The organism is Frankia sp. CgKIO3, assembly GCF_977946435.1.
Map to the genome: position 1 here is coordinate 1 of NZ_CDWTMO010000058.1, position 21,255 is coordinate 21,255.

A 21,255-nucleotide genomic window follows, 5' to 3' on the forward strand; every position below is an offset into this window, starting at 1 on the left:
AGATCAAATGATCAACTTATTTAATGACGATCCCTATGTAGACGCGCTGGTTGCGTCTATCTGAGCTTGCAACTGAGCCGCTCCACCGCCAGCGAGTGACCAGGGATGCCTCGCAAGATCTATCCGCTTGATTCCGAGGGTGCTGATATATGCATCCGTGTGGTCAGCATTCGCGAAGTTCTCTACTATTCGTGCCCATACGAGGCCTTTGGCCGGGTCGGCCGGTGCGCTGGGCTCGCCCCGGATCCCAAGGACGGTCTGCACCGTGGTCAGGGAGGGCCGGCGGTGGCGGCCGAAGATGAGGACGGTCGGGGTTCCGTGGCCGGGGATGTAGGCGCCGCTGGTGTCGACGAGCAGGGTGAGGTCGACGCTCGGGAAGAACTCCTCGATGAGTTTCTTGCCGAACTCGCGCTTCATGAAGGAGTTCGCGGTGATCTGGCCGGTGAAGCCGCCGTTGATCGCGAGTCGGAAGAACCGCTGCGCGAACGGCACGCTGAGCGCGTACTGGCGATGGTATGCGCTCCAGCGTACCCGATAGGCGTCGCTGAGGACCCGGTCCTTGACCGTGATGTACGGCGGGTTACCGACAACCGCGTGGTAGCGGGCTTCCAGGATCTCCTTCAGCTCGCGAGCGTCCTCGTACTCGTAGGTGAACTCACCCTCACCGGTGGAACCCGTCAGGGCGTGGGTGGCGACGCCGTCGAGTTCGTCCTGCTGATCCTCGGTGCCCCACAGCAGGGAGTCACCGATGGCGATGCGGATGCGCCAGGCGGGGGCGTCGACGAGCCGGGTGATCCCGCAGACGGCCAGTGCGGCGATGACGAGGCGGAATCGGGCGATCGCCGCCGCGAACGGGTTGATGTCGACGCCGTGGACCTGGCCGAGTACGCGCTCCACGTGGACCTTGAGGTCAATCCCATGTTCCTGCTTCTGCCACCGGTCGAGCAGGAGGTCGAAGGCGCCGAGCAGGAAGTGCCCGGAGCCGCAGGTCGGGTTGATCATCCGAACCTCGGCGAGGCCGAACTCGTCGATCGCCGGGGCAAGGGTCCGGTCGAGGATGAACTCCTCGACGAACTCGGGGGTCTGGAGCAGCGCGTGGTCCTTACGTGCCTGCTCGGAAAGATCCTGGTACAGATCGCCGAGGAAGCGGGTGGAGGATGCCGGATCGGAGAAGTCGTGGACGAGGGCGCCGGTTTCCGGGTCGATCCGCCGCCAGAACTCCAGCAGGCCGGTCGCCGCGTCCGGTGAGATATCCACCAGGTGCAGCGGGTTGCGCCGGTTGACCAGATCCCGGGTTGCGTCGTACGCCTCCAGCCGGGCGACCGCCGCCCGCAGGTAGTCCAGGTCGGAGTCATTCTTGTGGTCCTCCGTCTGGAAGTAGAAAGCCTGCCATTCCCGGGCCTCGGCCACCCCGTCGACCCGTTCCCTGGCCTCGCCTGTCTCGTCGGCCTCCTGCTCGGGGCGGACCGGGCCGGCCAGCATCGGACGTCCCAGCAGCGCGTTGTCCTCGCAGAATCGGGTGAACACGCAGGCCAGCACCCAACCGACCGCCACCTGGGTGAGCTGCTGGTCGAGCCACGTCTCGTAGCCGACGCCGGTGCGACAGCCTGTCTTCGCCTCCTGGTACCGCTTGTGCAGCCGATCGTCGACGTCCCGGTCCGACCGGGCCCGCGCGCGCAGGTCCGCCTCCAGGCCGCGGACCTGCCGCTGGAGATCGGCCAACAGGCGCCTCGCCTCGATCACGCTGCTCCTCCCTCAACGCCGTCGGCGAGCCGAGATTCGTGCCGGACAATCCACTCCTCGGACAGTGCCAGGCCCTGGTTGCCGAACTGGGGCACGGGAGCGCCACCATCCAACAACGGTTGTTTGTCCACGTCGGCCCAGGGTACGAGCAGCCACACCGTACGCACCGGTGATGTCTCGGTCGCCATCCGCACCGATGCGCGCAGCTCATCCAGCACCACCAGCGCCGGATCGTACCGGGCGACCACCCCCGCATTCGTGATCAGCACCGCGGGCCCCGCGGCCTCGATCGAGGCCCGCACACCGGCGAGCCCGACCTGCGCGACCCTTGAGAGGTTGGCCCAGTCGCGCGACGATCGGTCGGCGGCGTCGGCCTCCAGGACGATCGACCGCTGCACCCGGTGCTGGGCGCAGAACTCCCGCATCCCCGCGAGCAGGGCTTGTTCCGCGTCGACAACGGTGACATCCTGCGCGGCCAGGCAGTGTTCGGCCCGGGCGAGTCGCCGCGGCGGCACCGACAGCACCAGCCAGCCGCCGTCCACCAGCGAACGGGTGAGCCGGTCATCCGCGGCCAGCACCTCGTCGGAGACCCGGCGCCATCCCATTGTCGTCCAAGTGGCGCCCGCGCCGGTGCTCCAGCGCGGCCTGGTTCCACGGGAGGTGACCAGGGAGGTGAGCCCGGTAACCTCGATGCGGCGGGTCACGTACCGCTTTTTCTCGTCGTCCCAGCACAGCGGCACCCCGGCCGCGTCGAGCAGGGCGTCCAGCTCGGGACGGCTGGGCAGCGCGCCCGCGTGCGGGAACCGCACGATGATCCGCTCGGCCACCTGCTCGGGGGTCAGCTCCGTGCGGCCGTACAGCGCCCCGGCGGCCAGCCGCAGCGCCCGTCCCGCGTCGAGGCCTCGCGGGTAGACCTCCAGGCGCGGCGTCACCGCGGCGTTCTCGGAGGCGATCATGGCGACGTCGAGGAGCCGTTCGGGGAAGATCAGGGAGGGATCGGTGTCGCCGGGGGCGCGGACGGCGCGCAACGTCTCGATGACCCGAGCCGGAGCCGGCAGCGGGTCCGCGCCGGCGAGGTCGTCGGCCGCGTCGCCGAGCCGGGAGGCCCAGTCCAACCGATCGGCGGTGGAGGGCCCGTCCCCGGCGCGCGGGGGGCCGGCGGCGACGAGGATGCCATTGGGCTCTCGGCTGTACACCAGCCGTGGATCGCCGCCCATCTCGGAACCGCCGGAGGCGTCGTGGGTGGTGTCGGCGGCGGTGTCGTCGCCGGGGGAGTCGTCGGCCAGCTCGGCATCGATCGCCGCGCGTACGACGGCCTCGGCGAGCCGGGAGCGCAGCGGTTCCTCCACCGTGCTGCCCTGAAAGTCGAGCAGGGCCGCCGCGCAGTGCCGGGCGGAGGCGACCCCACCGACCGACTCGACGACCTTGACGATGGTGTCCCGCAGCTCTCGCATCCCGTCGAGGGCCAGCCAATGCCGCTCGAACCTGGCCACCGCCTGCCGGACGGTACGTTGCTCGCGGTCAAGGGCCTTGGCCGCGTCGCGCACGCTCGTCCATGCGTTGCCGCCCTGCTCGCCGAGGCCGAGCAGGGCTTCGGCGACGGCCCGGTCGGTCGCGCGGGGGATGAGCCCGGCGGCGACGCGGTCGAGGAGCGTCGGCTCGGTGGGCCGCTCGGCCGGGGACGAGGTGACCTGGCCGGCCAGCCGGTCCAGGTCCGCACGCAACTGCTGGCGGGTCTTCGTACCGATGCCGGGCAGCCAGACGACCTGGGCGGGCGACAGGTCGAGCGCGCCGCCCACCGTATCGATCGACAGCCGCTCGAACACCGACAGCACCGGGGGCGGGACAGACCGGCGGCGCCGATGGGCGTGTCCCGGCTGATGCGCGCGGAGGGCGGCTGCGGGACCACGCTGGCCGGTTCGGCCAGGATCGCGTTCCAGGCGCGGCGTATGTCCTCCGCGGTGTCGAAGCGCTGTCTGACGTCCCGGTGCAGCGCTCGGCGGAAGAACTCGGTGAGACCGGTCGCGTACGACCGGTCGAACAGCTCGGGTTCGATTGCCACGTCGGCGTCGACGAAACTCGGATGCCCGCCATGGGTTCCGTACTCGGGCCGGCGTGTGGTCGCCATCTCGTAGAGCGTCACCGCCGCGGCGTATCGCTCGGCAGCCTGATCCCATCGGCGGCGCTCGCCTCGGCCGAGGAACGGGTCGAGGTACGGGCGGGTGCCGGCTTCGATGGCCTCCAACGGCTCCTTCGCCAGGGAGAAGTCGAACAGGACGAGCTGCCGCTTCTTGCCCCTGCCGCCACGTTCGGCGACGCCGAGGTTGTCCGGCTTGATGTCGCGATGCGCCAGCCCGGAGCGCTGTAGATGCTGGACGATCTCCAGCAGGTCGTCGCCCCACCCCTGGAGCCATTCCGGTTGTAGTCGGCCTCGCTCGCGCAGCTCCTGGGCGAGGGTGCGTTCCCCGGCTGAAGTGATCAGCAGGGCCCGGCGTGGGCCGACGTCGATCACGCCGTCGCTCAGCAGCTGCACGACACCGGGATGCTCGCCGAGGGTGCGCAGCGTCTCGGTCTCGGCGACCAACCGCGGATCCTTGTCTCGGTCCAACGACACCTTGAGAACCGCGCGCCCGCCGTCCCGCTCGACGAGCAGGGCGAGCGCCGTCGAGCCGCGGCCCAGCCGGCCGAGGACCGAAAATCCGCCCTCCAGTTCGGCGCCGGCCTCGGCCTCCAGGGGATCAACGACAACCGGTGCCTCCTCCGCGATGGCGGCCAGCCGTTCCCGAACCAGGTCGAGATCGAGCAAGAACGCGGCCATGTCCCGGGTGCGTTGCTCCGGGTCGGTCTCGGTCGCCCGGGCGACGAGCTCGTTGAGCTCCTCGGAGACGGCATCAACCTGTTCGGCGAGTAACAGTCGGTTGTGTTCGGACAGACGTCGGCTGAGCTCCCCGGATGATGCCGCGGGGGGGTTCCCGGTGAAGATCCGGTAGGCGATGGCGCCGACCCCGAAGACGTCGAGGGTGACCCCCTTCGCCGTGCCCCAGCTCCACTCGGGTGCGAAGTAGGCCGCGGCGGCGTCGTCGGCCAGTTCGACGTAGCCCCCCGTCGACGTGGCCGGGCCGGTAGTGCTCGGTATCCCTGACGTCGATTCGGAGCCGCGGGAGGCCGTCTGCCAGTCCGTGATCTGGAGGGCGAAGCGGTCGGACCGGCGCCGAACCCAGACGCATCGCGGGCTCAGGCCCCGGTGCGTCAGCACCCGCCGGTGGGCGTACGCCATGGTCTCGGCAAGGGCGCGCAGCAGTGCCAACCGATCGTCGAAGGACAGCTCGCGTTCGTGTTCTTGGAGGAAATGGTCCAGCCGGATCAGCTCGGGATCGTAGGGAAAGACGAGTGCGGGGCCCAGATCGTGCTCGACGAAGTCGATCGGCGCCGCGATCCCCGGATAGTCGATGCCGCGTAGTGCGAGGTACTCCCGCTCGGCGGCCCGCACGAGCTGGTCACGCTGGTGCACCGACTCCACACCACTGGCCAGATAGATCCGCACCCGCCGCGGCCGGTCGTCGGGAAACCGCTGGTTGCGGGCGAGGAAGTCCTGCCAGCCGACGCCCTCCTGGAAGGCGGGCAGCTCCAGGCGAAGGCTGCCGACGGTCCGCGCCCGCTGGGACGGGCGGATCCCGGCTTGGTCGACGGCCCGGGCCAGGGCATTGCTGAGCTCGCCGTCCACCCGGCCGGGCTGCCGCGCGAAGTCCAGGAAACTCGGCAGCTGGGTCTGGTCATGCCGTCCGAAGACGTGCGCCCGGCCTTCTGGGACAAGGAGGATCTCCAGCCGCGCGTCGCTCAGGAATACCGCGCCCTCCACCCATGGCACCCGTCGGCCCCGCATCGCCGGCCGGGAAACCAGCAGTGACTTCAGTTTGCGGGCCTTGCGGTTTGCTCCGATGACGGGGTTGTCGACCGGGGCGCGGTGGCTCTGACGCCAGGTGCCCGAGTCTCCCACGAGGACACCGGACCAGGACTTGATCTCCAGCACGACGATGCCCGCCGGCAGGACGAGAAGCAGGTCGACCTCGTTGACGGAACCGTCGGACCCGAGAAACTCGGCGTTCGCCCAGGCCCGGTAGGGATCCCCGGTTGGTAGCTGCGCCTTGAGATAGGACAGGGCCGCACGCTCCCAGGCGTACTCGGACGGTGTGCACTGCGTCCAGCGCTCATCGTCCAATGGGCCCTCCCCCGATGCGAGGCCGGGCCCAGAACCGGACCGGCATAGTCCAAAGATCTTGGATCGTATCTCTGTGGCCGCAGGTGCTTGCAACCAGTGTTGTGGGTAGGCCGTCCCGCGATGGGCTCTCGCGGTGTCGGGGCTGCCCAATCTCGCCGACGCCGCCGGGTGAGGCCACCGCGGCGCGGTGAGATCTGGACCGCGGGCATCGGCGGTCAGCCGGGCAGCGGCACCCGCGTCGGCGCACGTTCTGCGGTCGCGGACCCGCGCGCGACGGCCTCGACCACAGAGCCGTCCACGGTCTCCTGCTCCAGCAGCATCCCGGCGAGGGTGTCGAGGGCGTCGCGATGGGTCGTGAGCAGATCGACCGCCCGCGCCTCGGCCTCGCGCAGCAGCCGGGCGACCTCGGCGTCGATCAGGCGCTGGGTCTGTTCCGAGTACGGTCGGCTGACCAGCTCCTCCCCGCCGAGGTACTGCGGGTTCTGGGTACCGTAGCCGACCGGGCCGACCGCGGCCGACAGGCCGAACTCGCGCACCATGCGGGTGGCCACCTGGGTCGCGCCGGTCAGGTCGGAGGAGGCCCCGGTGGACCCGTGGCCGAAGACGACGAGCTCCGCCGCTCGGCCGCCGAGCCGGACCGCGAGACTGTCGAGCAGGTAGCCCTCGGTATACAGGTGCCGCTCGGCCTCGGGCAGTTGCTCGGTGGCACCGAGGGACATCCCGGCCGGCAGGATCGTCACCTTCGCCACCGGGTCGGCGTGTTCGCAGAACGCCGCCACCAGGGCGTGGCCGGACTCGTGCACTGCGACGGACTTCTTCTCCTCGGGGAGCAGCGCGTTCGAGGCGTCGCGGCGGCCGAGCAGGATCCGGTCCCGCGCGGCGTCGAGGTCCTCGGCGGTGACGACCTCCCGGTCGTCCCGGACCGCGTGGATGGCCGCCTCGTTGACGACGTTCGCCAGGTCCGCCCCGGAGAAGCCGGGGGTGCCGCGGGCGATCCGGTCGAGGTCGGCGTCCGGCGCGAGGGCCTTGCCCCGGGCGTGCACCTTCAGGATCGCCAGGCGTTCGGACTGGGTGGGCAGCGGCACCGTGACCTGGCGGTCGAAGCGGCCGGGCCGCAGCAGCGCCGCGTCCAGGGTCTCCGGCCGGTTCGTGGCGGCCAGCACCACCACCCCGGTGTCCTGCTCGAAGCCGTCCATCTCGGCCAGCAGTTGGTTGAGGGTCTGCTCGCGTTCGTCGTTGCCGCCGATGACGTTCGCCCCCCGGCGCCCGCCGATCGCGTCGATCTCGTCGATGAAGATGATCGACGGTGCCCGCTTGCGGGCCTCGGCGAACAGGTCCCGCACCCGGGAGGCCCCGACGCCGACGAACATCTCGACGAAACCGGAACCGGTGATGGACAGGAACGGGACATCCGCCTCGCCCGCGACCGCCCGGCCGAGCAGCGTTTTGCCGGTACCGGGCGGCCCGACCATCAGCACCCCGCGCGGGCCGTGCGCGCCGACCCGGGTGTAGTGCTCGGGATGGCGCAGGAAGTCGACGACCTCACTGATCTCCTGCTTCGCGCCCTCGTACCCGGCGACGTCGCTGAACCTGGTCGCCGGCCGTTCCGATTCGGTGATCTTCGCCTTCGACCGGCCGAACATGCCGATGCCGCCCAGGCCGCCCATCTTGCGGGCCTGCCGGCCCGACCAGACGAAGAACCCGATGAGCAGCAGCAGCGGCAGGGAGCTCAGCACGACCGACCAGAACGACGTGCCGGCCCGTGTCCCGGTGATCTGCACACCCTTCGCCCGCAGTTGGCCGGTTAGATCACCGGTGTCCAGGGCGGTGGGGATCTGGGAGGTGAAGTCCTTGCCGGTCTTGAGCGTGCCGTCGACGGCGCCGCGGTCGTCGACGGACACCGACCGCACGGCGGCGGCATTCACCCGATCGAGGAACTCGGAGTACGTCAGCGACTCCGGCCGGACGGCGAACAGGCTCGGCCCGATCAGCAGCAGGAACGTGATGAACAGCCCCAGCGGCAGCAGCAGGCGGCGCCAGCCGGGCATCGGCGGCGGCGCCGGCTTGGGTGGGGTGTCCTTCGGTGGCCCGGGACGCGCCTGGGTGGACGGGTGGAGGGTCCCGAGACGGACCGGGGAGATTCCCTGGTTCTCCTGTCGTCCGAAGTTCTCCTGCCGTCAATTCTCCGGCCGTCCGAACATGCCGCTGGTCCTTTTCTACCAGGGCTTCTGCCGGGGCGCGTTCCACCGGAGGCCGATCAGGCCCCGGAACCGGTGCTGATCCGTTCCCGGTACCGGCTCGCCCGGTAGACGCCGAGGATGCGGTGGTCGGCGTAGAAGGACAGCTCCTCGAAGGCGCGGGCGACGGCCGGCTCCTCCGGGCTGCCCTCGATGTCGGCGAGGAACTGGGTGGCGACGAAGCCCCCGCCCACCATGTAGCTCTCCAGACGGGTCATATTGATCCCGTTCGTGGCAAAGCCGCCGAGGGCCTTGTAGAGCGCGGCGGGCCGGTTGTGCACCTTGAAGAAGAACGTCGTGACGATCGGGCCGACACCGACGGCCGCGCGCAGGTTCTCGCCGGACAGAATCAGGAACCGCGTCGTGTTGTGGTCCGCGTCCTCGAGATCGGCCTGGAGGATCTGCAGCCCGTACGCCTCGGCGGCGAGCCGGGAGGCGATCGCGGCCCTGGTCGGATCGCCGGCCTCGGCGATCTCCCGGGCGGCCCCGGCGGTGTCGGCGTGGGCAACCGCCGTCAGACCCAGCGTGCGCAGCGCCTCCCGGCACTGGGCCAGCGCCTGGGGATGGCTGTGCACCGTCTTCACCTCGTCGAGGGTCACCCCGGGCAGGCCGAGCAGCTGGTGACGGATCGGCAGGAAGTACTCGCCGATGATGTGCACCCCGGGGCGGGGGAGCAGATGGTGGATGTCGGCGACCCGACCCGCGGTGGAGTTCTCCACCGGGATCATCGCCAGGTCCACCTCACCCTCCTCCAGCGCGGAGAAGCACTCGTCGAAGGTCTGGTAAGGGACCGCGTCGTAGTCTGGATAGACGTCCCGGCAGGCGATGTGGGAGTTGGCTCCCCGCTCGCCCTGGAACGCGATCCTCTGTCGGGCGGTCATCCATGTCCTCGAATCCGCTGGATCGGTTACCGGCTGGGTCCGTACCGGTGCCGGTGTTGACTCCTCGACCGTACAGTTCCCGGGCGACAGTCCCCGTGCCCGAGAGCGGGCTCAACCGTCGGCGGCGAGCGTGCGCGGCAGCGTCCGTGGTTCCGTCTCGGGCGGGAGCAGGCGGAGGCCGGCATGCAGCAGCACGACGCCGCGGCGGCCGACGAGCACCGGATCAAGCAGGATCTCGGCGATGGCCGGCAGTTCCTCCCCGAGCCGGGCGACGCGGTGCAGCAGGTCGGCCAGGGCGTCGGTGTCGGCGGCGGGCGCCCCGGAGCCGCCGAGCAGCAGCACGCTGCCGCGGATCTCCTGGATGAGCTCGGCCGCGTCCCGGTCGGTCAGCGGCAGCGTGCGGGAGAGCGGGTCGACGAGCAGGTCCGCGACGACCCCGCCCAGGCGCAGTGAGAGCAGCGGACCGACGATGGGATCCTGCCGCAGCTGCACCACGGTCGAGACCCCGGCCGGGGCCATCGGCTGCACGAGCATGTCGCCCGGCCCGACGGCGGCGCGGATGGCCTGCCAGGCCTGCGTGAGCCCGGCCGCATCGTCGACTCCGAGTTGGACGGCGCCGACGTCGAGCCGGCTGCGGAACCGTTCGTCGGCGATTTTCAGCGCCACCGGCCACCCGAACGCCTCCGCCGCGGCGAGGGCCTCGGCCTGGTTGCCGACCCGCCGGCTCGGCCAGGCGTGCAGGCCGACCCCGGCCAGCAGGGTCGCGACGGCGGCATCGGGCAGCCACGCCCCGTCCTTCGGGTAGCGCTCGGCCTCGGCACGGGCGCGGTCCAGGCCGATGCCGGCCAGCACAGGGACGCTGCCCTGGTCCCGGGTCCGCCCGGCGGCATGATCGGCCGCGCGGGACAGCGCGAGCGCGGCCGACTCCGGCGAGGCGTTAGGACGGCACCGACCCCGGGCCCGGGGTACCCGAGCCGTCCCGGACAGCCAGATGGGCAGGGATCCCATCCTGCCCGAGAAAGGAGGCGAGCACCGGCAGGCCGCTCTCGACGGCCACCGCGCGCACCGAGCTCGCCAGCCGGTCGACCTGCGCGTGCGGGGTGACCAGGGTGATGATCGCGTCGACGTCCCCGGAGATCGCGACCGCGCGCAGCGCGGCGTCGAACCGGTCCGGATCGGCCAGCGGCCCGAGATCGACGGGGTTCGTGGCGTGCCGATGGCCGACCAGCGTGGCGAGACCGGCGCAGGTCGACGCGGACAGCGCCGGCACGCCGAGCCCGTAGGTACGGCAGGCGTCGGCGGCGAGCGCCGCGAGCGCGCTGGAGGTCCGGACGATGCCGACCCGCCGGCCGGCCGGCAGCGGTTGGCAGGCCAGCAGTTGGGCCGTGTCGAACAGCTGGCTCAACGTGTCGACGCGGATCACCCCGGCGCTGCTGAACAGGGCGTCGATGTCGCTGTGGGCGGCCTCCCGCCCGCTCTTGAGTGCCACGACCGGCTTGTGCCGGCTGAGCTCGCGGGCGATCCGGGCGAACCGGTGTGGGTTTCCCAGGCTCTGCAGATGCAACATGACCACGCCGGTTCGTGGATCGGAGCGCCAGTACCGCAGCAGGTCGTTGCAGGAGACGTCCGAGCGGTCCCCGATCGAGACGAACGTGGAGATGCCCAGGGCGCGCTGGGAGGCGTCGGTGAGGAACGTGCCCGCGAGCGCCCCGGACTGGGTGAACAGGCCGACCCGGCCGGGCGGGGGGTCGCCGACCGCGAAGGTGGCGTGCAGCCGGACCGTCGGGACGGTGTTGATGACGCCCATCGCGTTCGGCCCGATCAGTCGCATGCCGCCGTCACGGGCGATCCGGATAACGTCCGCGAGCCGGGCCCGTCCCTCGTCACCACCGTCGGCGAAGCCGGCCGCGACCATAATGACGCCGCGTACCCCCTTCTCCGCGCAGGCCCGCATGACCTCGGCGACCCGTGGCGCCGGCACCGCGACGACCACGAGGTCGATCTCGACTGGGACGTCACACAGGTCCCGGTAGGCGTAGACGGATGCCACATGGGTTGCCGCGGCGTTGACCGGATAGACAGAGCCGGTGAACTCGCTGGCGAGCAGCCGGCGGAAGACCTCGTGACCGACCGAGCCCGGCTCGCGGCTCGCCCCCACCACGGCGACCGTGCGCGGGTGGAGCAGCCGGGCGATGCTGCGCGACTCCGCCAGGTTCTCCCGCAACGGATGCCTCCTCGCTGGTTCGTCGCCGGTTCCTCGCCGGTTCCCGTCGGCGGTGGGGAAGACCGCGACGCCGGCGCGACGCCGTCCGGAAGCGAGATTTACTCGTGTCGTCGCGGGTAGGTCCGGGTACGTCCGGACAGCATCAGGCAGTCAGCGAGGTGACCATCATGACCGATCCTGGGACGTCGCGCCTCCCGCGGGACGACGCGAAGCAGCAGCAGCTCGACGCCGTCCGAGTCGGCGACGACGGCGCCCGCATGACCACCGACCAGGGGATCGGTGTCGAATACACCGATGACTCGCTCGCGGCGGGGGAACGCGGTCCGACGCTGCTGGAGGACTTCCACTTCCGGGAGAAGCTCACCCGGTTCGATCACGAGCGCATCCCCGAGCGGGTCGTCCACGCCCGCGGTGCCGGTGCCTACGGGTACTTCGAGGCGTACGAGTCGCTCGCCGACGTGACCCGGGCGCACTTCCTGGGCGAGGCCGGCCGGCGTACCCCGGTGTTCGTACGGTTCTCGACCGTCGGCGGTTCCCGCGGTTCCGCGGACACGGTCCGGGACGTACGCGGATTTGCCGTCAAATTTTATACCGAGGAGGGTAACTTCGATCTCGTCGGTAACAACATGCCGGTATTCTTCATTCAGGACGGTATCAAGTTCCCCGACTTCGTCCATGCGGTGAAGCCGGAGCCGCACAACGAGATCCCGCAGGCATCCTCCGCGCACAACACCCTGTGGGACTTCGTCAGCCTCGTCCCCGAGTCGATGCACATGATGATGTGGCTGATGTCGGACCGGGCACTGCCGCGCAGCTACCGGATGATGCAGGGCTTCGGCGTGCACACCTTCCGGTTCGTCGATGCCGCCGGGCAGGGGACCTTCGTCAAGTTCCACTGGCGGCCGAAGCTCGGCACGCACTCCCTGGTCTGGGACGAGACGCAGAAGATCGCGGGCAAGGATCCCGACTTCAACCGGCGGGACCTGTGGGAGTCGATCGAGAACGGTACGTTCCCGGAGTGGGAACTCGGCGTGCAGCTCGTGCCGGAATCCGACGAGCACGCGTTTGACTTCGATCTTCTCGACGCGACGAAGATCATTCCTGAGGAGCGGGTGCCGGTGCGGCCGGTGGGACGGCTGGTGCTCAACCGCAACCCCGACAATTTCTTCGCCGAGACCGAGCAGGTGGCGTTCTGCGTACAGAACGTCGTCCCCGGCATCGACTTCACGAACGACCCGCTGCTGCAGGCCCGGCTGTTCTCCTACCTGGATACCCAACTGATCCGGCTCGGCGGCCCGAACTTCGCCCAGCTGCCGGTCAACCGGCCGGTCGCGGCGGTGCACAACAACTCCCGCGACGGTTACGGGCAGCATCGCATCCAGCAGAGCCAGGCGTCGTACTTCCCGAACTCGATCAGCGGCGGTTGCCCGGTGCTCTCCGATCCGGCGCACGGCGGGTACGTGCACTACGCCGAGCGGGTCGACGGGAACAAGATCCGTAAGCGGAGCGAGAGCTTCAAGGACTTCTACAGCCAGGCCACCCTGTTCTGGAACAGCATGTCCTCCTGGGAGCGGCGGCACATCGTCGACGCGTTCAGCTTCGAGCTCGGCAAGGTCGACTACACCCAGATCAAGGAGCGTGTCCTGGGACATCTCGCCCAGGTGGACCACGAACTCGCGGCCGGGGTCGCCGAGAACCTCGGGCTGCCGGTGCCACCGGAGAGCACCCCGAACCACGGACGGTCCTCACCCGCGCTGAGCCAGGCCGACCAGCCCAGCGGGGTGGCCACCCGCAGGATCGCGGTGCTCGCGGCGGACGGCGTGGACGAGGTGGCATTGCGTTCGGCCACCGCCGCGCTGCGCGAACAGGGCGCGATCCTGGAGGTTCTCGCGCCGCACGGAGGCATGCTCGCCACGGTGTCCGGCGACGCGCTGCCGGTGGACCGAACGCTGGTGACCATGTCCTCGGTCCTCTACGACGCGGTGTTCGTCGCCCCGGGCGAGCGCGGTGTCACCGCACTGACACACAACGGCGAGGCCGTGCACTACGTCGGCGAGGCGTACAAGCACGCGAAGCCGATCGGCGCGGTCGGCGCAGGGGCGTCGTTGCTCGAGATCGCCTCCTTGCCGGGCGCGCGGGTCGCTGACCAGGGTGACGCGGTGGTGTCCGACCGGGGTGTCGTGACGGTCCGCGACCTTGCGGGGCCGTCCGTGCTCGATGACTTCGGTTCCGCGTTCACCACGGCCGTGGCCGCCCACCGGCACTTCGACCGCGCGCTGGAGGCCGTCGCCGCGTAGGGCCGGGCGCCGTTGTTGCCGATGGTGCCGATGTGCCAGATCGTGACGGTCAAGGCCCGTCAGGTCTTCGAGGAGGCCGGGTTCGCGCGTGATCACGGTGGTCCGCCGGCGTCGTACCGGCGGCGGGCCGAGTCACGCCATGAAGCATCGATGAGGTCTCGGTTCCGTTCCATCCCTGACCGGTCATCTTCTCCAGGGACCGAACCTCGATACGGACCCAGGTTTCTTTATCGCTGGCGAGGCCAATTGAGCGTCGCTTCCGCACCACCGCGGTTCGGTCAAGGCGAACGTCTAGGGACCGCTCGACACGTTTTAAGACATCGTCGTAGAAACCAGACCTGAGATCCAATTTAGCGCGGACTTTCGGCACGATGGGAGCTTTATCTCTCGTCGCTCGGTCGGATTATTGCCCGTCCGGTAGCGCTCTTCGAGCATCACACGGACGGGCAATAGTAGTGAAGACGTGTTAAAGTGCTATCTTGGCGCCCTGCGGACGCCGTATCGGCTGTCAGGCCGTGAACTCTCCATCCGTCACACCATGCACGAACGCCGACCATTCCGCATCGGTAAAGACCAGCGCCGGCCCGGTTCCATTGTCCTTACTGTCCCGTAGGGCGACAAGACCGCCGTCAAGGAACGCAACCTCGACACATTCACCCTTAGCGTTGCTGTAGCTGCTCTTGCGCCACACCGTGCCGGAAAGATCGTGACTGTTCATGGTTCGAGACTCCTAGCTCGATCAATGAGCATCTTGGTGCTCGCGTCCCGCTCTGCCGAAGATTCCCATATCGCGCTGAACGACTCTTCGTATTGCTCTACCTCACGATCTTTCTCTAGATACAACGCTCCGGTGAGTCCCTCCACGTAAACCGTTAGCGGTTCCCCCGCTCGTCCGGTTCCGTTCTCGGGAAACCGAAGAACGACGAACGGACCCGAGGTGACACCCGCGTGTAGGCCGGCGCTGAACGGCATTACCTTGATCGTGACATTAGGCAGTCGGTTTACGTCCGCAATCCGTTCGAGTTGCTGTGCAAGCACCTTCGGGCCGCCAACGGGGCGATGCAGAATCGACTCATTGAGAACAACATTCAGCACCGGGGGATCGGTCGCTCGGATCAGCAACGCCTGCCGGGCCATGCGCACGTGAATTCGCCGGTCTATTTCGTCGTCCTCGACACCGGGGTCTTCCGCTCGGATCAGGGTCCGTGCATACTCCTCTGTCTGGAGGAGACCGGGAACGAGTTCCGGCTGATAGCACCAGAGGCGAGAGGCCGCCTCTTCGAGCCCGATGTACAGGTCGAGTCAGGCCGGGATGACGTCGCCGTAGCTGTGCCACCAGCCGCGCGCCTTCGTCTCCTTCGCGAGCCCCATCAGCGCCTCGGTCAGATCGGTGGGCGCACCGTAGATCCGGCACATGATCTCTACGTCGAAGCTTCGGAGCGAGGTCAGCCCCGACTCGATGCGCCAGATCTTGACCTCGGACCACTCCAAGCGCCGTGCGGCTGCCCGCACGGTCAACCTCGCCTGGTTCCGAAGATCACGCAGGTACCGGCCGAGCGGACGGCGCGGCACGGTCGAGCCCGTCGTCGTGGTGCCCTCTGGCATCGCCCCTCCTTCGGTTTGAGGGTAGTCCATCACCCGAAATGGAAGACTCTGATCGCTATTTCGAATAAATATCAACATTTCTCAGCTTGCAGAATGAGTCTTGCATGTTGAGCTCTCGCGATGTTTGACTTCTGCGTGACAGCAGGCGCGCCGAGAGTGGTCGCCTGGCCCCTACGGCGTTGCAGTCGGCGGACGCTCGCGTCTCTCTGCGTTGCCAAGGCGCTCTTCTCGGCGGCATCCGCCGCGCTCTGCTGTCTGTGGCACGGGGACGGACTCGCGGCGCGGGGGGCTACCCGTCGCAAACCGAAGGGAGAGGGTCCATGGACGAACGCCGGTTCGTGGTGTGGGACGCGGACGGAAGACCGCTCGGCGCATTCCCCGACTTCGACACCGCCCACGAGTGGGCGCACGTGCGGATGCGGCAGGCGCGAACCCGCCTCCCCCTGACCCTCGACGACCGTGTAGCGAAGGTCAGCCGCCGCCTATCCCACGCCCGCTGTGAGCTGGTGGCGTGGGCCGAGTTCGCCGTGCTGCCCGGCTGCGACCCGCCCTCCCTGGGCGCAGGCGTAGACGGCACGGCGCGGCGCCAGCCTGCACAGCGGCCGTGAACGTCACGATCATCGCCTGCTGGGCGGCCACGCACGCGCTGACCGCCGCACGGGGCTCAGCATGACTGGTGACTCATCACCTGTGATCCGGGTGGCCGTGGCGCACTTCCCGCCAACCGCCGTCGCCGTTCCCGCCGTGCGTACGAGCACGGTCCGCACGCTCACGGAATGGTCAGTGGACCCGGACGCCGTCAGCAGTGCCGAACTCGTCGTCTGTGAGTTGGCCTCGAATGCCGTGAAGGCGAGCCGCCTGGAAAACCTGGAAAACGTGGTGGCCATGCGGCTTACCGCGACGAGCAGGAATGTCCTTGTCGAAGTGTGGGACGGCAATGACACCGCTCCCCGGATCAAGATCCCGGACGTGTTCAGCGAGGACGGGCGTGGCTTGTTGATGGTCGACGCGCTGTGTAGCCAATGGTCGTGGTACCGGGTCAAGACCGGCGGAAAAGTCATGTGGGCGGAGATTCCCGGCGGGTTGCGGCCCGCGCCGCCGACGACGGACGCCGAGGGTTGGGCCGGAGCCTATGGCACCGGTCGTCTACCGCACCGACCCGGAGACCTTGCGGCGGGTCGCTGACGAGTTCATCCGGCGTTATCGGCTTCGTCCCCGCGCGGCTTTCCGCCACGCGCACGGCTGGACGCCTGCGGCCCACCTATCCGATATTTACTTTACATCTTGTTCGGCCGTATTACCGGATTTCCTGTCCGTCCGCCCACCGGACAACCCGTAAAGACGGGTGGGTCGACAATGTGGCGCCCAGAGGAGCCAGCGCGACAACCGGGCCCCCGGGCAGCAGATCCACCCCGGCCCCCGCACCTGCTATACCTCCTGCGTGCCGGAAGGCGTGGCCGGCCGCGTTCAGTCCTTCGGGGCACGCCCGGCCGGGTTGGTCCGGACCGTGAACCCGGATCGGGAGAGGATCGGCACGGGACCGAACGGGATGGCCCGGATGGAAACGGGATGGCCCAGATGGGGATGGTGTCGTGCACAGGTTCGAGGACCGCTGGGTGGTTTCCGCCAGTGATCTTGTCGACGTCGTCGAGTGTGGGCATCGCGTCGGGCTTGCGCACGCGCTCGCCGCCGGGCTGGTGACCGGGGAGACGTCGGATGACGGGCCGCGCCGGATCGACCGGGTGCGCCTGACCCCCGCGGACACCACTGCCGTGCGGCACGGCGAGGCGCACGAACGACGCTGGCTGGAGCATCTGCGCCGGTGTTTCGGCGCGGACGGGGTCGTGGCGATCGAGCGGCCCGCCCCCACGCTCGCCGCCCTGGCCCAGGCCCACGAGCGGACCCGCCAGGCGTTGGCCGCCGGGGTTCCCGTCGTCTACCAGGGGGCGCTGTTCGACGGCGCGTTCCAGGGGCGCCCCGACTTCCTCATCGCGGCGCATCTCGACCCGATCACCGGCGTGTCGACCGGGCCCGCGGTCGCGGGCCGCTACGAGCCCTACGACGCCAAGCTCGCCCGGCACGCCAGCCCGGGAGCCGTGCTGCAGCTCGCTGCCTACGCGGCGGCCTTACCGTCGGTGGGCGTACCCGTTCCGCGGTTCATGCATCTGTTGCATCCCGCGTAGCGGGCCACCGCGCCCGCTCCCGCTCCCGCGCCCGGGGTTGTGCGCACGTTCCGGGTCGACGATGTCGTGCCGATGGTCGGGCACGCGCGCAGCCGTCTCGCCGATCGGCTGGCGGTCGCCCCCGTGGTTCCCGAACCATCCTGGGCCGAGCCCCGGTCGGCCTGCGCCACCTGCGCGTTCAGCGCGCACTGCACGCGCGGCCGGGCGGAGGCCCGCGACCTGTCCCTGGTCGCCGGGCTGCGCGGCGACCAGCGACGGGTGCTGCGCGCGGCTGGCATCACCGCGGTGGAGGAGCTCGCCGCGGCCCGCGACGACCAGCGGCCCGCGACGATGTCCCCGGCGACGTTCGCGGGACTGCGTCTTCAGGCGGAACTGCAGGCCGCGCAGGATGCGACGCGGACCGCGGACGACCCGGTCGGGACGGTGACCGTCCGGATGACCGGCCCGGAGGGTCTCGCGGCCCTTCCGGCACCCGATCCCGGTGACATCTACTTCGATATGGAGGGCGATCCGTACGCGCTGGACGCCGCCGGTCTGGAGTACCTGTTCGGCGCGGTCACCTTCGCGGACGGCGAGGTCTTCCGGGCGTTCTGGGCGCATGATCGGGCGGGGGAGCGGCAGGCGTTCGAGCGTTTCGTCGACTGGGCGACGGAGCGGTTGCGCGCGCACCCCGGTGCGCACATCTACCATTACGCGCCCTACGAGCCGAACGCGTTGCGCCGGCTGGCCGCGCGACACGGTACGCGGGAACGGCAGGTCGACGATCTGCTCGCTGGGCACCGGCTGGTGGATCTCTACGCCGTGGTCCGGCGCAGCCTGCGGATCTCCCAGCCGTCCTACTCGATCAAATACCTCGAACCGCTGTTCCTGCCCGGTGCCCGGCAGGCCGAGGTGAAGAACGCCATCGACAGCATCGTGGCGTACGAGAGCTTCCTGGCACACCGCGCCGCCGGGGAGCTCGCCGCGGCCGACCGCGTCCTCGCTCAGATCGCCGACTACAACCGGATCGACTGCGTGTCGACCCACCGACTGCACCGCTGGCTGCTGGGCCTGCGGGAGGCCGACGGCGGCACGCCGCGGATCGACCTCGCCGCCCCGACCTCCACAGCCTCCGGCACCGACCCGGTAGACCCCGCCGACGCCGACGCCGACGCCGACGCCGCGCTCGTCGACACCCTCGTCGCGGCTCTTCCCGACGACCCGGCTGACTGGACGGACGACGAGCGGGCGCGCGCCCTGCTCGCCGCGGCCGTCGGATACCACCGGCGTGAGAACAAGCCCGCCTGGTGGTCGTACTTCGCGGCGCTGACCGCCGATCGCGCCACGCTGGAATCGGCCGACGACTGCGCGGTCCCGGTGAGCTGGACCGTTGTCGAGGACTGGGTCGAACCGGCCGGGCGACGGCGGCGGAGTCGTCGACTGCTGCAGGCCCGCGTCGATCCGGACTGTCCGCATCCCTTCGACCGCGGCGAGGCGGTGCGGCTGCTCTACTCGGGACCGCCCGGGGCCGAGGGCGCTACCACCGACGCGGTCGTCGAGCGGGCCGAGCCGCACACGCTGCTGCTGCGGGAGAGCGTCGCCCCCGACGACGTGGCCCGCAGGCCGCCCCTCGCCGTGCTGCCCGGATCGCCGGTGCGTCCGGAACCCAAGCCGGCGGCGATCCGCGACCTCGCCCGCCGGACCGCCGACGCCCTGCCGGACCTGCCTGCGGACCCCGCGTTGGACCTGCTGCGCCGTCGCCCCCCGCGGCTGATCGGCCGGGGCGACCTGCCGGCGCTCGGCGAGCACGACGGAGACCAGATCGCCGCCGTGCTCGCCGCGGTGAGCGCGCTCGACGGCTCCTATCTGGCCGTGCAGGGGCCGCCTGGGGCGGGCAAGACCTACCTCGCCGGCAAGCTTATCCGCCATCTCGTCGAGCAGGGGCGCACGGTCGGGGTCTGCTCGACCAGTCACAAGGCGATCGAGAACGCGATGCTCGCCGCGACCGGCCAGCCGCCGGCGGACCCGAATCCCGCGGACGCCCGAGCCGCGGATACCGGGGCCGCGGATACCGGGGCCGCCGACGCCCGGGCCGCGGACGCCGTGCCCGCCTGGCGCCCCGCGGTGCCCGCCGCGAAGAAACAGCGGTCCGGGGCGAAGCCGGCTCAGGCGGCTCCGGGCATATTCCCGCCCTGGGACGGTCCGCGGGATCTGCGGGCACTTGCGGCGTGGCGCCGGGAGCACCCCGAGGGCCACCTGGTCGGGGACACCGCCTGGGCGTTCGCGAACCCGGTGCTGCGTGGTGACCCCTTCGACGTTCTGATCATTGACGAGGCGGGGCAGTTCGCGCTCGCGGATACCCTCGCGGTGGCCGGCGCGGCCCGCAACCTCGTGCTCCTCGGCGATCCGCAGCAACTGCCGCAGGTGGTGGCCGGCCTCCATCCGGACGGCGCGGACGCCTCGGCGCTGTCGCATCTGCTCGGCGACGCCGAGGTGATCCCGCCCGAGTTCGGCTACTTCCTCGATCGGACCCGCCGGCTGCACCCGGCCGTATGCGCGCCGGTGTCGGCGCTGGCGTACCGGGGGCTGCTGCACGCGCATCCGGTGGCCGGGACGCGCGCCGTGGCGGGTGTACCGGCCGGGCTATACCTGCACGACGTCGAGCATCACGACAACGGCACCCGGTCGGATGAGGAGGTTGCTGTGATCCGTGACATCGTTCGCCACCTGCTCGGTCGTACCCTCGTCGACGGCGGGCCCCCGCGCCCGCTCCTCGGCAGCGACCTGCTCGTCGTCGCCCCCTACAACCGGCAGGTGCGGGCGGTCGAGCACGCGCTGGGCAAGGCGGGCCTGCCCGGGGTGCGGGTCGGGACGGTGGACCGTTTCCAGGGCCAGGAGGCAGCCGTCGTCATCACCTCGCTCACCACGTCCAGCTCGGCCCAGGCGCCGCGAGGGCTGGACTTCCTGCTCTCCCGCAACCGGCTCAACGTCGCGATCTCCCGGGCACAGGTGGCGGCGGCGCTGGTCATGTCACCGGCGCTGCTCGACAGCTCTCCCCGTTCGGTCGCCGAACTTCAGCTCCTCGCCGGGTTAGCCCGGCTGCGTGCCATGGCCCGAACGGACCCGCTTACTGTGCGCTCCCTGATACATTCCTGACACTTTCCTGGTACGTTGCCGGAACCTGATGGGTGGTAGCGATGAAGCCACGGAGTCCACTACGCGCCCGCGGCCCCCAACTCTCATGCAGATATGTAAAGTCCGTTTCATCGGTATTTGTTTGTGCTTATTGTAAAGCCGGTGCTAGGATTCGCGACGTCTGGGCAGGTTGGGGAAGGGGATGCTCATGACTCTTACACTGGATATTCCTAGCCGTATGCAAACTGTTCTGCCTCGGGCGCTCGCGCGCCTGCGGGCCTCATCGGGTGCACACATTACTTGCGGGGGAATGGTCGCGCTCCATTCCCGCACCCTGACCATCACCAACGTGGACGGGCCGGGGCCGGCCGGGCTGATCGGTGTCGAGATCCCAGCCGGGATGGGCATCGGCGGTCAGGTCGTCAAGCATTGCCGGCCGGTCGTCATCAATGATCGAGCTGCCGCGTGAAGAGCGCTGCGATCCACCGCCGCGGAGATCGACGACACCGGTCTCGGTGCGATCATGGCGGTGCCGGTATGCGAGGACGGCGCGGTGGCCGCGGTACTGTACGCCGCTCTCGAACCGGATCTGTCATTCGATGAGTCGGCTATTCACGCAGCTATGGCGGTGGCCCGGTTGATGGAACGCGAACTCGGTCTCGTCAGTGGGGGGCCGCGGTCGAGGGTGCCGTCCGTACCGGTCCAGGGGCGGGTGCCGGTCCAGGGACGGGTGCCGGTCCAGGGACGGGGCC

Annotated in this window: 15 protein-coding genes and 1 pseudogene; 7 read left to right on the forward strand and 9 right to left on the reverse strand. The window is 69.8% G+C overall.

What is annotated here, in order from left to right; translation table 11 throughout:
• Positions 1 to 33: 33 nt before the first annotated feature.
• The 6 genes from pglX to AC08OJ_RS09050 all read right to left on the reverse strand — a co-directional run bounded on the left by pglX (position 34) and on the right by AC08OJ_RS09050 (position 11,304).
• A complete protein-coding gene (gene pglX, locus AC08OJ_RS09025; RefSeq protein ID WP_476595495.1) occupies positions 34 to 1,743 on the reverse strand; it encodes a BREX-2 system adenine-specific DNA-methyltransferase PglX in 1,710 nt (569 codons plus the stop codon).
• A 985-nt stretch (positions 1,744 to 2,728) separates the two neighbouring features.
• Entirely contained in the window at positions 2,729 to 5,962 is a 3,234-nt protein-coding gene (locus tag AC08OJ_RS09030) for a protein kinase domain-containing protein (RefSeq protein WP_476595496.1), read from the reverse strand.
• A 215-nt stretch (positions 5,963 to 6,177) separates the two neighbouring features.
• Entirely contained in the window at positions 6,178 to 8,010 is a 1,833-nt protein-coding gene (gene ftsH / locus AC08OJ_RS09035; RefSeq protein ID WP_476592427.1) for an ATP-dependent zinc metalloprotease FtsH, read from the reverse strand.
• Positions 8,011 to 8,219: 209 nt separating this feature from the next.
• A complete protein-coding gene (locus tag AC08OJ_RS09040; protein ID WP_476592426.1) occupies positions 8,220 to 9,080 on the reverse strand; it encodes a prephenate dehydratase in 861 nt (286 codons plus the stop codon).
• 111 nt (positions 9,081 to 9,191) lie between these two features.
• Positions 9,192 to 10,088: an acetate--CoA ligase family protein gene (locus AC08OJ_RS09045; RefSeq protein WP_476592425.1), complete on the reverse strand. Its 897-nt coding sequence runs from the start codon at positions 10,086 to 10,088 to the stop codon at positions 9,192 to 9,194.
• Positions 10,018 to 11,304 carry a CoA-binding protein gene (locus AC08OJ_RS09050; RefSeq protein WP_476595497.1) on the reverse strand — a complete coding sequence of 429 codons (1,287 nt, stop codon included), beginning with the start codon at positions 11,302 to 11,304 and terminating at the stop codon, positions 10,018 to 10,020. The genes AC08OJ_RS09045 and AC08OJ_RS09050 overlap by 71 nt, the downstream gene beginning before the upstream one ends.
• 167 nt (positions 11,305 to 11,471) lie before the next feature.
• On the opposite strand from AC08OJ_RS09050, the gene AC08OJ_RS09055 reads away from it, so the two are divergent.
• A complete protein-coding gene (locus tag AC08OJ_RS09055; RefSeq protein WP_476592423.1) occupies positions 11,472 to 13,601 on the forward strand; it encodes a catalase in 2,130 nt (709 codons plus the stop codon).
• 508 nt (positions 13,602 to 14,109) lie between these two features.
• On the opposite strand, the gene AC08OJ_RS09060 is transcribed toward AC08OJ_RS09055, so the two are convergent.
• From AC08OJ_RS09060 to AC08OJ_RS09070, 3 genes are read right to left on the reverse strand one after another with little or no spacing between them, the layout of a single operon-like run.
• On the reverse strand, positions 14,110 to 14,319 hold the full coding sequence (locus tag AC08OJ_RS09060; RefSeq protein ID WP_476595498.1) for a DUF397 domain-containing protein: 210 nt from the start codon (positions 14,317 to 14,319) through the stop codon (positions 14,110 to 14,112).
• Complete coding sequence (locus AC08OJ_RS09065) at positions 14,316 to 14,897, reverse strand: DUF5753 domain-containing protein (RefSeq protein ID WP_476595502.1); 582 nt, start codon at positions 14,895 to 14,897, stop codon at positions 14,316 to 14,318. The genes AC08OJ_RS09060 and AC08OJ_RS09065 overlap by 4 nt, the downstream gene beginning before the upstream one ends.
• Before the next feature lie 6 nt (positions 14,898 to 14,903).
• A complete protein-coding gene (locus AC08OJ_RS09070) occupies positions 14,904 to 15,206 on the reverse strand; it encodes a helix-turn-helix domain-containing protein (RefSeq protein ID WP_476595499.1) in 303 nt (100 codons plus the stop codon).
• A 320-nt stretch (positions 15,207 to 15,526) separates the two neighbouring features.
• On the opposite strand from AC08OJ_RS09070, the gene AC08OJ_RS09075 reads away from it, so the two are divergent.
• From AC08OJ_RS09075 to AC08OJ_RS09100, 6 genes and pseudogenes are all read left to right on the forward strand, one after another.
• Positions 15,527 to 15,814: a hypothetical protein gene (locus AC08OJ_RS09075; protein ID WP_476592420.1), complete on the forward strand. Its 288-nt coding sequence runs from the start codon at positions 15,527 to 15,529 to the stop codon at positions 15,812 to 15,814.
• A gap of 61 nt (positions 15,815 to 15,875) precedes the next feature.
• Entirely contained in the window at positions 15,876 to 16,391 is a 516-nt protein-coding gene (locus AC08OJ_RS09080; protein WP_476595500.1) for an ATP-binding protein, read from the forward strand.
• Positions 16,392 to 16,822: 431 nt separating this feature from the next.
• Positions 16,823 to 17,389 (forward strand): hypothetical protein, encoded by a 567-nt coding sequence (locus AC08OJ_RS09085; RefSeq protein ID WP_476592418.1) that lies wholly within the window; start codon positions 16,823 to 16,825, stop codon positions 17,387 to 17,389.
• A 72-nt stretch (positions 17,390 to 17,461) separates the two neighbouring features.
• A complete protein-coding gene (locus tag AC08OJ_RS09090) occupies positions 17,462 to 20,524 on the forward strand; it encodes a TM0106 family RecB-like putative nuclease (RefSeq protein ID WP_476595501.1) in 3,063 nt (1,020 codons plus the stop codon).
• A 289-nt stretch (positions 20,525 to 20,813) separates the two neighbouring features.
• Entirely contained in the window at positions 20,814 to 20,972 is a 159-nt protein-coding gene (locus AC08OJ_RS09095) for a hypothetical protein (RefSeq protein ID WP_476592416.1), read from the forward strand.
• Between the two features lie 84 nt (positions 20,973 to 21,056).
• Positions 21,057 to 21,255, forward strand: a pseudogene (locus tag AC08OJ_RS09100) (helix-turn-helix transcriptional regulator); the annotation flags it as partial.